Below are 12,658 nucleotides of genomic sequence, written 5' to 3'. Positions count from 1 at the left end.
CTTAGGGCAACTCGTTCAATATTTCATGGGAACCGGCAGACGGCACCCGGATGTGAATTCGAGGAGACCTTCATCACGACACCTTTCTAAAGTCTGACGGTGAAGACGATTGACGCCGTCGCCATTCGTGTTATTAACTTAAGCCGAATTTAAATGGATTTAAATCGCAGAAAACAGCGATTTCTGCGTGGTCAGTTCTGAGATGATTCCTGGGGAGGAACGTGTGTCCAAGACATTTTTGGCCGTTGGCGAGTGCATGGTGGAGATGGCTCCAACCGGCCAGGGCACTTTTGCGATGGGGTTTGCCGGGGACACCCTGAACACAGCCTGGTATGCGCGCAAGAGCCTGCCGGACGGGTGGACGGTCGGCTATCTTACCGCTGTCGGCCGCGATCAGGTGTCCGAAGAAATGCTCGACTTCCTGCGCTCTTCTGACGTGGATGTCAGCGCAGTACGCAAACTGGACGATCGGACCGTTGGCCTTTACATGATCCAGCTGAAGGACGGGGAGCGCAGCTTTGCTTATTGGCGTTCACAGTCCGCCGCGCGCCAACTGGCCGCAGATGCTGGCCATCTTCGTACCTACCTGTCGAATGCCAATCTCATTTATTTCAGCGGCATCACGCTGGCGATCCTTCCGGAGAAGGACAGACAGGTCTTTTTTGAGGCCTTGGCGACGGCGCGAAAAGCAGGTGCGAAAACGGCATTTGATCCAAATCTTCGTCCGCGTCTTTGGGAAAGCGAAGATGTTATGCGCAAGAGTGTTACGCAGGCTGCCGGGCTGTGCGACTTTGTCATGCCGTCCTTTGAGGATGAGCTGGCACATTTCGGCGATGCGACCGCCGAAGTGAGCGCCGATAGATACCTGTCGGCGGGCGCCGGCATGGTCGTCGTCAAAAATGGACCTGAAGAAGTCATCTGTGCGACCGCGCAAGAAAAACACGCGTTTCAGCCTTCACCTGTGCAAAATATTGTCGATACCACGGCAGCTGGTGACAGCTACAACGCGGCATTCCTGGCAGAATATCTATCCAGCGGAAGCATCAAGGCCAGCGTTGATGCGGGCGCGCGGCTTGCCGGGACCGTCATTCAGCACCGCGGTGCCCTGGTGGATTGTTTCGAGCCGGCCTGAGCACTTTTCAGGCTGTCAGACTGTCGTTCTTGCCTCCGGTCGCGTCTTCCAGGTTTAACCCTTCGAATTCCTTGACCGTGCTCAGGCTAAGGAGCGTTTTCATCTGGGCGACCGATGGTATTTGCGAAAGGCGTCCCCGGTATATTCTCTCATAGTCGGCCGTGTTTTTCGTCATCAGCCGGATAAGATAGTCGAACTCACCGGATATCAGGTGGCATTCCAGAACCTCTGGCATTCGAGCGATTTCGTCCTCGAAGGCCAGCGCATCTTCCCTGCGCGGACTGGTCAGTTTCACTTCGATGAAAACCTGCATTTCGAGATTGAGAGACGCCCGGTCCAGACGGACCGTGTAGGCCTCTATGACCCCGCTCGCTTCCAGCATTTTGACACGCCGATGGCATGCCGACAGGGAAAGTCCGACCTGATCTGACAGTCTTGCCATCGAAATGCGACTGTTTTTCTGCAAAATCGAAAGTATTTTTCTATCAAGGCTATCCATCGTAATAATTCCGAAAATTTTATGATTTTTCGATAATTATTGAGAAAATTTTTGAATTCAATTGAAAAATGAGAACCTTTCCCCCACGACTTCGAATATGGTTTCCTCTACGGCATGGGGCCGTTAAGAAGGGGAACTAAATGAAGAAGAAAATAGTCGTCGGGTACGATGGCAGCAGCGCATCGGGGAATGCACTCGATTTTGCTGTCAACTTGGCGAAAGCCAGTCAATCGGGGCTCGTGGTGGCCCATATTCTGGAATGGTCGCCATACACTTTTTTGACACCTACCGAACTTGAGGAACGGCATGCACGCCGGACAGAGGAACTCGAGCGTGCGAAATCGGCCGTGCTCGATCCGGTCATGCAAAAACTCTCTGACAGCGGGATCGAAGCAGCGTCAGAACTTCGCTACGGCCACATTGCCGAGACCTTGATCAAGGTTGCCGAAGCAGATGACGTGGAACAGCTGGTGATCGGCCGGACCGGCCACTCGCAGCTTTCATCGCGCATATTCGGGTCGGTCGCCGGAAGCCTGGCACAAGCTTCGCCAGTGCCCGTCACCATCGTTCCTTAAGCTTTCAGAGGTTCACAAAAATGAAAAAAACCTATGCTGCGGCTCTTGCCGCAACCATTGTCCTTGCCTGCACGCTGCCGGCAATGGCGCAATCAATCGACGAACAGGTCAATACGCTGTTCGCGAATTCAACGGGCTGGTTTGTCAGTTTCATTTTCAGCCCGTTTCCAGGAACGTCCTTTCCGTGGATCGTAGGCTGGCTCGTCGTAGCGGCAACCGTCTTTACGCTCTATTTCGGCTTTATCCAGTTCCGCGCTTTTCCGCACTCGATCGCACTGGTGCGCGGGGACTATTCGGACCCTAACGATGCCGGCGAGGTCAGCCACTTTCAGGCGCTGGCGACAGCCCTTTCAGGCACCGTCGGGCTCGGCAACATTGCGGGTGTCGCGGTTGCCGTGGGCATCGGCGGACCGGGCGCGACGTTCTGGATGATCCTTGCCGGGCTCATGGGCATGGCTTCAAAGTTCACCGAGTGTACCCTCGGCGTGAAATACCGGAATGAATACCCTGATGGTACGGTTTCCGGCGGACCGATGTACTACATGACCAAGGGCTTTGAAGAGCGCGGGCTGCCTGCCGGCAAGATCCTTGCCGTGATGTTCGCCATCTTCTGCATTTTGGGCGCGTTCGGCGGCGGGAACATGTTCCAGGCCAACCAGGCGCATGCGCAGATTGCCAACGTGGTCGGCGACTACCCCGGCTGGATAACCGGGGTCATTTTTGCCGCGATCGTATTTGCGGTCATCGTGGGTGGCCTCAAGTCGATCGCATCGGTCACGGAAAAGGTCGTCCCGTTCATGGGCGTGCTCTACGTGCTGACAGCTCTGGTTATACTGCTGATGAATGCAGACAAGATCGGTTGGGCATTCGGGCAGATCTTCGAAGGCGCCTTCACCGGTCTCGGCGTTGCAGGCGGCTTTGTGGGGGCGCTTATCCAGGGCTTCAAACGGGCGGCATTCTCCAACGAGGCCGGCGTCGGTTCTGCCGCCATCGCGCACTCTGCGGTACGGACCAAGGAACCGATCACCGAAGGTTTCGTTTCGCTTCTGGAGCCGTTCATCGACACTGTCGTGATCTGCACCATGACCGCGCTGGTCATCATCATCACAGGGCAGCTCGTTTCCGATCCGGAAACCGGTCTTTACCTGCTTAACGAGGGCGGTTCCGCGATCCAGACCGTCGACGGGAATACAGGTGTCGCTCTGACATCTGCGGCCTTCTCGTCATCGTTCGGATGGTTCCAGTACGTGCTGGCGGTAGCCGTTGTGCTGTTTGCCTTCTCGACCATGATCAGCTGGTCCTATTACGGTCTGAAGGCCTGGACCTTCCTGTTCGGCGAGGGCAAGACCAAGGAACTTGTCTTCAAGGTCATCTTCTGCATCTTCGTCGTGATCGGCGCGGCTGCCAGCCTTGGCCCGGTGATAGACTTCTCCGATGCGGCGATCTTTGCCATGGCAGTTGTCAACATCGTAGCGCTTTACGCGCTCATGCCAATCGTCAAGCGTGAGTTGGAAAGCTACCTGGCGCGGCTGAAGAGCAACGAAATCAAGAAGTTCACCTGATTTCGCCCCGGCCTTGAACGCAGAAAACAAAAGCGTGCAAAGGCTGGACCAGAGAACCAGCCCGGCCTTCGGGCTGGTTCACCCTATTTGCCGCTATGGCTCTCCAAGCCTGCGCCCCCCGCTCATTGATGTAGAAATTCCCGGGTGTTTCGTGCCGGTGTCAAGACAACGGACGGAAACGGCGGCTCCTTACCTTTTGCAGCCCAAAGCGCCCGGGTGAGCATTGACCGTGTCAGGCCGCCGGCGCTGAAATGGTTTTCGTCAAGAGCAGGCCAGTAGAGTTCATTTAATCCTTACGGAAAACAGGCAGGCCTTTCAGCCGAATTCATTCTGTTTATCGCGGACACAAGTGCGGTGGGAGACAGCTTTTACGCGGCATTTTCGGCAGGGTGTCTGAATAGCGGCGACTTCGCGTTGAGCGTCGATGCTGACGCAAGCTTTGCTGGTGAAGTGATTCGGCATCGGGGTGCACTCATGGCCTGTCTCGAGATCGCATAAGACCCAAGCCGGCGAAGGAGTTTCGGGGCCTTTTGCACAATTCCTGTCGCGTTTGGTCGGTTTCGCGAAACCAATGTCCATGTTCGTTAACAAATCCTTTCGAAATTACCGAAAAAATTAAATTTAGACGGTCATGTTAAGAATTCATTGGAATTTTCTACTCATCGTTTGGTAACTCGCGTGAGTGCCTTTGCTCGCGCAATTAGGAGGTTTGGATGTTCTCCAAGTTGCGATTGTCGAAAAAGATTCCGGCGCTAGTAGTCGGTGCTGCAGCAATTGTCGGCATCGGTATTGGTGCAGCCAGCTACATGGCCTCAGTCTCCAGTCTCGAGCAGTTGACCAAGCAGCGGCTTCTTGCTGCAGCCGAGATCGGGACCGATGAAATACATATGTATCTCGAGGCAATCGAACACCAGCTTGTTCTGATCGCCGAACATCCGGGCACGGCGACTGCGATCCAGGAATTCGCAAATGTCTGGGATGAGATGTCCGCTGAGGGTGTCGACATAAAAGCTGCACTCCAAGAGGCCTACATCACCGAAAATCCACATCCGACCGGCGAAAAAGACAAGCTATACGAAGCGAGCACCGGTACGGCCTACGATGCCGTGCATGCGAAGTATCATCCCTGGTTCCACAAGCTTCAGCAGGACGAAGGCTATTACGATGTGTTCCTGTTCGATACCCAGGGCAATCTGGTCTACTCGGTGTTCAAGGAGCTTGACTATGCGACAAACTTCAACGCCGATGGCGGCGAATGGGCCGGTTCGGACCTTGGTGAGGTCTATCGCAATGCGATGAAAATAACAGAGCACAGCGACGTGGCGTTTGAAGATTTCGCGCCTTACGGCCCGAGCAACGATGCTCCGGCAAGTTTCATGGCGCATCCGATCGTCGACAGCAATCAAAAGACGATTGGCGTGTTAGCTTTTCAGATGCCGGTTGACAAGATTAACGAACTGATGCGGCACGAGCTAGGGCTTGGCGAGACGGGCGAACTGGCCATGATTGGCGCCGACGGCCTGATGCGCAACGACACCAAATACACGCCTGATGTTAATGATATCCTAGCAACAAAAATAGAATCGACGGTGATCGACGAAGCCAAGGCAAACGGAAATGCATTCGGCTTTGCCGAGCTGTACCGCGGCGAGCTGATGGATATTGAAGCGCTCAAGTTTGAGTACCAAGGCAACAACTACGTCCTTTTGGCCATGCAATCTCACGCGGAAGCAACAGCGCCGGTGGTTGCAATGCGGAATCAGATGCTGGTCGTCGGATTTGGGCTGCTCGCTATTGTCGCTATTGCCGGTTTATTTGCCGCTCGCACCATCACGCAACCAGTCAGCCGACTCGTCGATGCAATGAGCCGGTTGGCTGCAGGCGATCTTGAAGTGGATGTCAAAGATGCCGACCGGAGTGACGAGATCGGCGACATGAGCAAGGCTGTGTCCGTCTTCCGGGAAAATGCAATCCAGCGGGCAAAACTGGAAGAAAATGCCCGCGGTGAGCGGGAACGGGACCAGCAGCGTCAGACATTCTTGAACGGACTGATCGACGAATTCAAAACGAAGATGTCAAATCGCATGGCGACCGTATCAGAACAAATGGTGCAGATGCGCCAGGCGGCAACCACACTGGACGGCTTGGCAAACAATGCGACCGCGGAAACAAATGCCGCTGGCGGTGCTTCAAAAAGCGCTTCTGAAAGCGTCGCTGCTGTGGCGGCCGCCACGGAAGAAATGACTGCAACCGTTCAGGAAATCGCCAATCAGACGGAAGCGACCACACGGATCGTCGCCGAAACTGTTGATGCCGCGGAAGCCTCCAATCAGAATGTTCAAACGCTTTCGGAGGCTGCGGAGCACATCGGCAGCGTCGTCAACCTGATCCGGGACATCGCCGAACAAACAAACCTTCTTGCCCTCAATGCGACCATCGAGGCGGCTCGGGCAGGAGAGGCAGGCCGGGGCTTTGCCGTGGTCGCTTCTGAAGTCAAGCAGTTGGCGGAACAGACCTCAAAGGCAACTGATGAGATTTCCGGTCAGATTTCCGGTATCCAGACATCGGTGAAGGACGCTGCGGGAGCGATCGGCAACATCTCCGTCAAGGTCTCGGAGATCAAGGATCTCACGAATTCGGTCGCAGATGCGATCGAGGAACAGCGCGCAGCGAATGAGGAAATTGCCCGTTCCGCAAAATCCGCCAGCGACAGCACAGGCGAAGCGGAAAACAGCATGAGCACGGTCTCAGGGGTTGTTCTGCAGACGTCTGAAGAAGCAGGATCAGTGAATTCTGCTTCCGATCTTGTCTCCGAGGCGAGCGCAAAACTGACCGAGGAAGTCGAAAAGTTCCTGCTTGACGTGGCCAGGGACACTGATGACCGGCATACGGATGCAGCCTAATCGGCCGGTACAAACTTCAAGATCGCACGCCTTGGTGTGGTCATCCTCTGTCTGCCCGAACGGTGCCCGCCGGAGTTTAGCTCCGGCGCTGGCTAATTAAAGACGTCCTACCTACGCATCCCTCTGCGCGATCCAGTCGTGGTCCGGATGGTTTTTGAAACGCCACTTGCGCATCGGTCCGGCCATGACGTTGAGGTAGTACATCTCGTAGCCGTAGGGTGCGCCGCAGGGATGATGACCCTTTGGAACAAGCACCACATCGTGGCTGTTCATCGAAATCGTCTCGTCAAGAGCATCGTCTTCAGTGAAGACGCGCTGGTGACCATAGCCCTGATCCGGATTGAGCCGGTGGTAGTAGGTCTCCTCCAGGTAGGTCATGTCGGGGAAGTTGTCCTCGTCATGGCGGTGTGGCGGATAGGATGACCAGTTGCCCTGGGGCGTGAAGACCTCTGTAACCAAAAGACTGTCGGCGACGTCGGATTCCTCCATGGCAATCGGGAAAATATAACGGGTGTTGGCCCCCTTGCCGCGCGTAACCTTTTCCGGGATCGGAAGAACGCGTGCCCTGTGGCCGCCTTTTCCCGGGGCCGTACAGACGCCGATGGTGCAGTCGGTCGTTGCCGTTGCAGACCAGTCGGTGCCATTGGGGACATAGACGCTGTGCGGTGGCAGCTGTTCGAACACGTTCATGCGCTCGCCCTGCTCGCCGAAGTTCTCGCCGCCGGCAGAGATCGACGCCTTGCCTTCCACCATGACCAGGATGACTTCCAGATCGCCGGTTGTTTCCGATACGCTTTCTCCGGCGCGCAACCGGTAGAGACCAAAACCGACATAGTCCCAGTTCGGCGATTTCGGGCCTTTCGCGGTATCGATCGTGATGTCGTGAACCTTGCCGGAGGTCCCTGTTGGTTTGCGCAGAAGGTCGCTCATTTCAGATCCAACTCGTTTGCAATTGCCTTGAGAGTGCCGAGCCCAAGGCTCTGGTATTTGAACGGATTGTGGACTTCGGGATCTTGCTCGGCTTCGATGACGATCCAGCCCTGATAACCGGCTTCCTTCAGGATCCGAAGAAGCGGCGTGAAATCAATTCCGCCTTCCTCGTCACCCGGAACGGTAAAGACACCGGCCCGGACTCCGTCCATGAACGACCTGCCGTTGTTCCGAATATCTTTCATAACGGCCGGGCGTACGTTCTTGGCATGAAAATGCCCGACCCTGCCGATGTACTTCTCAAGAACCGGTGCCGGGTCTTCGCCCCTGCTGCCGAAGTAGCAGTGGCCGGCATCGAATAGCAGTTTCGTGGCAGGACCTGTTGCGGCCATGAAGGCGTCGATTTCTGCAAGCGTCTCCACGACCGTGCCCATGTGGTGATGATAGACGAGGTCGATGCCCTGGCCGGCGCAGAAGACAGCGAGTTCCTCGACCTTTGCGCCAAAAGCCTTCATTTCCTCATCGCTCAGGACAGGGCTTGTCGACACATCGACGTCCGATCCCTGGATCGTGTTGGACGTCTCACAGGCAATGCAGACTTTGCAGCCGTTGTGTTTCAGTTTGTCCAGGTGCGGCTGGATCGCTGTCTTTTCGTCCTCGACCGACTGGGCCAGCAGGTTAAGCGAATACCAGCCGGAAATGAACTTCAGACCATGAGTGCCGAGGAGTTGCTTCAGGTCTTCCGGATCATCCGGCCAGCGGTGGCCGTTCTCGATGCCATCGAAGCCGATCTCAGAAGCTTCGGAGAGGATCTGTTCCGTTGGAATATGTGCACCGAGGCTCTGGTCGTCGTCATTGGCCCAGGCGATCGGGTTGGCACCGAATAGGATCATGCTGTTCGTCCTGTGACGTTCTATCGTTCGGTTTTCTCGAGGACCTCATCCTGAGGAAGCGCTTCAGCGCTGTCTCGAAGGATGGGCCAACTGTTTCAGAGTGTTCCGCCATCCTTCGAGACGGGTCTGGTGACCCTGCTCAGGATGAGGCGGTGAGGAGGCGGCGCCGAAGCGTTTGGGTGTTTCTTGTCTCCCTCAATCCACGAGGCTCTGGTGCTGCAGCGCTGCCACATAGTCTTCGCGCGCCTTGTTGACGTCCTGTTGCGCAGAGACCTCGGGAACGGCGACGTCCCACCAGTGTCCGCCACCATTCTCACCCGGACCGTGCATCGGATCGGTTTCGATGACGATTACCGTCGGGATGGCATGATCGCGTGAGGCGAGGATCTGGGCTTCGAGATCCGCGATGTCCTTCGCCTTGAACGCATGGGCGCCCATCGATGCTGCATGGGCAACGAAGTCGATGTCCGGCTGAACCTCGACGTTGCAGTCCTTGTAGAGATTGTTGAATTGCTGACCTCCCGTTCCCATCTGCAGCCGGTTGATGCAGCCGTAGCCGCGATTGTCGGTGAGCACCACGGTGAAGGGGACCTGCCGCATGACCGCGGTGGCCAGTTCGGAATTGGCCATCATGTAGGAGCCGTCTCCGATGAAACAAATGACATCCCGGTCCGGCTGGGCAAGCTTGACACCCATCGCACCGGCTATCTCGTAGCCCATGCAGGAATAGCCGTATTCTATGTGATAGCCGCCCTGCGGCGCCTGCCACAGGAGCTTCAATGCACCAGGCATGGTCCCGGCCGCGCACATGGCAATCGTTCTGTCCGTCGCGGTGCGCTGAACGGCACCGATGACTTCGGCGTCGAGCGGAAGATAATCATCCGGGACACCGGTGCGTGCGCTGCAATGCGCATCGACCTTTGCCAGCCAGTTCAGTCGGGAGTGTGGGTCAAATGCATTCGCCCGGTGATCACCGAGCGCTGCCGAGATCTCTTCAAGTGACACCTTTGCATCGCCGACGACGCCAACCGCTCCGTGTTTTGAGGCGTCATAGGTTTGCACGTTGATGGCAACGAGCTTCCGGCCTGGTTCCTTGAAAAGGGCCCAGGACCCGGTGGTGAAATCCTGGAAACGGGTGCCGGCACCGATCACGAGGTCGGCGGACTCAGCAAGCCAGTTCGCACTTTCCGCTCCGTCGACACCGGCTGCCCCGAAATTCATTGGATGCGATTGAGCAAGGGCAGATTTGCCTGCCTGGGTCTCGATAACAGGAATGCCGTGGCGGGCCGCGAAGTCACCGAGCGTTTCTTCCGCTTGCGAATAGACAACGCCGCCGCCGCAAACAAGAACGGGACGCGCGGCGGACCTGATCAACGCCGCGACGTCCGCAACATCCCGGCTGTCGGGCTCCGGTCGGCGAATACGCCAGACTGTCGGTTCAAAGAAACTTTCCGGATAGTCGAAGGCCTCTGTCTGGGTGTCCTGGCAAAAGGACAGGGTGACGGGGCCGCAATTGGCCGGGTCGGTCATGACCTGGAAGGCGCGGGGCAAAGCGGTCAAGAGATGTTCGGGGCGGCTGATCCGGTCAAAATAGCGCGACACCGGGCGGAAGCAGTCATTGGCCGAGACGGTGCCGTCGTCGAAGTTTTCGATCTGCTGCAGGACGGGATCGGGAGCCCGATTGGCAAAGACGTCTCCGGGAATGAGGAGAATCGGCAGGCGGTTGACGTGTGCAAGCGCTGCCGCTGTGACCAGATTTGTGGCACCAGGCCCGATCGATGATGTGACCGCCATGGCGCGCGTTCGCTTCTTCGCCTTGGCATAGGCGATTGCCGTATGGGCCATCGTCTGCTCGTTCTGGCCGCGCCAGGTCGGCAGCTGATTGCCGGCCTGCTCCAGAGCCTCGCCGAGACCGGCCACGTTGCCGTGACCGAAAATGGCCCAGATACCGTCGATGAACCGTTCGCCGTCTTCGGTCATTTGTGCTGCGATGTATCGAACCATTGCCTGGGCGGCGGTCAGACGGATGGTACTCATGCAAGCGCTCCATCCGGCGCATTGAGGCGCGCTTGATCGCGGGCAGCGTCCCAGATCTGGCACAGGCGCTCAAATCGGGCCGACATATCGGCAACGGCCTCTTCGTTCGTAATCTTGCCTGCAAGCCATTTGCGCGCTGCATCGGCGAAAATCGTCCGTCCGACCGCGAAGCCCTTGACCAGGTCAAACTGAGCCGCCGTCGCGAAGCTGGCGGCAAGCTGGTCTTCCGGAGCGTCGAGGCCCAAAACCACAATACCCCGCGTATAAGGATCGTTGTCGGTTATCGCTGAGCAGGCACTTGCCCAGGCCTTTGTTGATGTCATGGGTTCGAGTTTCCACCAGTCGGGGTATATGCCGATTTCGTACATGCGGCGGATGATTGCCGCGGTGGTTTCGTCATCGATCGGGCCGACTTTGGACGGAATGACCTCGAGCAGCATCTCAAGACGGTTTCGCCGGCAGGCGGCGAACAGACGTTTCAGAACATCCTCTTGCTCGGTCCGCATCACTTCATCATCGTCGGGATGATAAAAACACAGTACCTTGACCACATGTTCCGCCGGCCATTCGGCGAGACCGCCGAAGTCCGGTCCGATTTCCGGTTCCAGCGTGAGCGGCCGCGAAGCGGGCCACTCCACGGGGTGGCCGATCCAAAGGCCGGTTCCCGCAGCCCGGTAGAGGGCCTCACGGCCCAGGCGGCTGTCGCTGAGAATGCCATAGCCGGGTCTGCCATCAGCGACCTTGAGCGCCGCATCGAGGCAAAGGTTCTTGAAAAAACCGATATGCTCGTGGGTCACGCCCGCTTCATCCGCCATTTGCTCGATCTGAATTCGATGATCGAATGCAAAAACGCGCATCGTCGACCAGTCGCCACCGTGGGAAAAATGCCTGATGGTCGACCAGTGGATCTGTTCCAGTTCCGGATCCTTGCGCAGTGCCTTGGTTTTCACGCCGCGTTTGAGAAAGAACTGGAGTTCCTCCCAACTCGGATAGGCGGGTGTGCAGCCGTGCCGGGAGACGGCGAAAGCGCCGCAGGCGTTGGCATAGGTCAGGCTGGTGACCCAGTCTTCTCCCGTGATCCAGCCTTTCAAGAGGCCGGACATGAAGCCGTCGCCCGCACCCAGAACGTTGAAGACTTCGATTGGGAACCCGGGTCCGGAGATACCGTCGTCGAGACTACCGGGTATGTCGCCTTCAAAGGCTGCCGCGCCCATGGGTCCCCGCTTGCAGACAAGCGTTGCATTTGAGACTTTGCGGACGTTTCTCAGGGCCTCGACCGTATCGGTCGAACCGCCTGCGATGTGAAACTCTTCCTCGGTGCCGACGATCAGGTCGAACAGATGCAGGGTCGATTGAAGTTTTTCCGTGACCTTGGCCGACGCAATGAAGCGGTTTTCACCGTCACCGTGTCCCGAAAGTCCCCACAGATTGGGCCGGTAGTCGATATCGAGCGCGGTGCGGTCGCCGTTTTCGCGGGCCAGACGCAGGGCCTTGAGGACGGCTGCTTCCGTCTGCGGGTGGCTCAGGTGAGTGCCGGTGGCGACGACAGCTTTCGCGGAAGCGATGAACTCCGGATCGATATCGTCCTCGCACAGCGCCATGTCCGCGCAGTTTTCACGGTAGAAGATCAGCGGAAACTGTTCCTGATCCCGTATGCCGAGCAGGACAAGCGCGGTCAGCCGCGTGGCATCGGTTATGACGCCGCGGGTCTCGACGCCGTGCCGGACCAGTTCTTCACGGATGTAGCGCCCCATATGTTCATCACCGACACGGGTGATCAGGCCTGATTTCAGTCCAAGCCGAGCCGTGCCCGCCGCCATGTTGGTCGGTGAGCCGCCGATATATTTGTTGAAGGACGCCATATCCTCCAGGCGGCCGCCGACCTGAGCGCCGTAGAGATCGACGGAGGAGCGGCCGATCGTAATGACATCGAGTTCTTTCACGGCTTTGTCCCGTCTGTGTCAGGATCCCTCATACCGTTCCTCCGAGTGATCCTTCGAGTTGAGCGAGTTCCTGTCCGCCTGCCATGAGTTCCTGGAGTTCTTCGGCTTTGATGTTTCCGCGTTCGGCTGTTCCGAGTGTTTTTCCTCGGTTGAGGACGGTGAAGCGGTCTCCGACGGCCATGGC

9 protein-coding genes and 1 pseudogene are annotated in these 12,658 nt (G+C 57.3%); 4 read left to right on the top strand and 6 right to left on the bottom strand.

Features of this window, described 5'->3' with window-relative positions; translation table 11 throughout:
• Positions 1-223 precede the first annotated feature (223 nt).
• Complete coding sequence (locus Q0915_RS27370) at positions 224-1,132, top strand: sugar kinase (RefSeq protein ID WP_299483388.1); 909 nt, start codon at positions 224-226, stop codon at positions 1,130-1,132.
• Positions 1,133-1,139: 7 nt separating this feature from the next.
• Here the strand turns inward: Q0915_RS27370 and Q0915_RS27365 are convergent, their stop codons facing one another.
• Positions 1,140-1,631 (bottom strand): Lrp/AsnC family transcriptional regulator, encoded by a 492-nt coding sequence (locus Q0915_RS27365; RefSeq protein ID WP_299483389.1) that lies wholly within the window; start codon positions 1,629-1,631, stop codon positions 1,140-1,142.
• A 140-nt stretch (positions 1,632-1,771) separates the two neighbouring features.
• Here Q0915_RS27365 and Q0915_RS27360 point away from each other — a divergent pair, with 140 nt between their 5' ends.
• The 3 genes from Q0915_RS27360 to Q0915_RS27350 all read left to right on the top strand — a co-directional run bounded on the left by Q0915_RS27360 (position 1,772) and on the right by Q0915_RS27350 (position 6,671).
• A complete protein-coding gene (locus Q0915_RS27360; RefSeq protein WP_299483391.1) occupies positions 1,772-2,206 on the top strand; it encodes a universal stress protein in 435 nt (144 codons plus the stop codon).
• Positions 2,207-2,226: 20 nt separating this feature from the next.
• Positions 2,227-3,768: an alanine/glycine:cation symporter family protein gene (locus tag Q0915_RS27355; protein ID WP_299483393.1), complete on the top strand. Its 1,542-nt coding sequence runs from the start codon at positions 2,227-2,229 to the stop codon at positions 3,766-3,768.
• A 713-nt stretch (positions 3,769-4,481) separates the two neighbouring features.
• A complete protein-coding gene (locus tag Q0915_RS27350; protein ID WP_299483395.1) occupies positions 4,482-6,671 on the top strand; it encodes a methyl-accepting chemotaxis protein in 2,190 nt (729 codons plus the stop codon).
• 111 nt (positions 6,672-6,782) lie between these two features.
• Here the strand turns inward: Q0915_RS27350 and iolB are convergent, their stop codons facing one another.
• From iolB to Q0915_RS27325, 5 genes and pseudogenes are all read right to left on the bottom strand, one after another.
• Entirely contained in the window at positions 6,783-7,601 is an 819-nt protein-coding gene (gene iolB / locus Q0915_RS27345) for a 5-deoxy-glucuronate isomerase (RefSeq protein WP_299483397.1), read from the bottom strand.
• Positions 7,598-8,494, bottom strand: coding sequence for a myo-inosose-2 dehydratase (gene iolE / locus Q0915_RS27340; protein WP_299483399.1), 897 nt, complete (start codon positions 8,492-8,494; stop codon positions 7,598-7,600). The genes iolB and iolE overlap by 4 nt, the downstream gene beginning before the upstream one ends.
• 195 nt (positions 8,495-8,689) lie before the next feature.
• Positions 8,690-10,531, bottom strand: a complete 1,842-nt coding sequence (iolD, locus tag Q0915_RS27335) for a 3D-(3,5/4)-trihydroxycyclohexane-1,2-dione acylhydrolase (decyclizing) (RefSeq protein WP_299483401.1) — start codon at positions 10,529-10,531, stop codon at positions 8,690-8,692.
• Entirely contained in the window at positions 10,528-12,474 is a 1,947-nt protein-coding gene (gene iolC / locus Q0915_RS27330; RefSeq protein ID WP_299483404.1) for a 5-dehydro-2-deoxygluconokinase, read from the bottom strand. The genes iolD and iolC overlap by 4 nt, the downstream gene beginning before the upstream one ends.
• A 28-nt stretch (positions 12,475-12,502) precedes the next feature.
• Positions 12,503-12,658: pseudogene (locus Q0915_RS27325) on the bottom strand (sugar ABC transporter ATP-binding protein); the annotation flags it as partial.

Origin of the sequence: uncultured Roseibium sp., assembly GCF_947494555.1 — a bacterium.
Classification (GTDB): Bacteria; Pseudomonadota; Alphaproteobacteria; order Rhizobiales; family Stappiaceae; genus Roseibium.
This window is presented reverse-complemented; position numbering and strand designations above follow the sequence as displayed.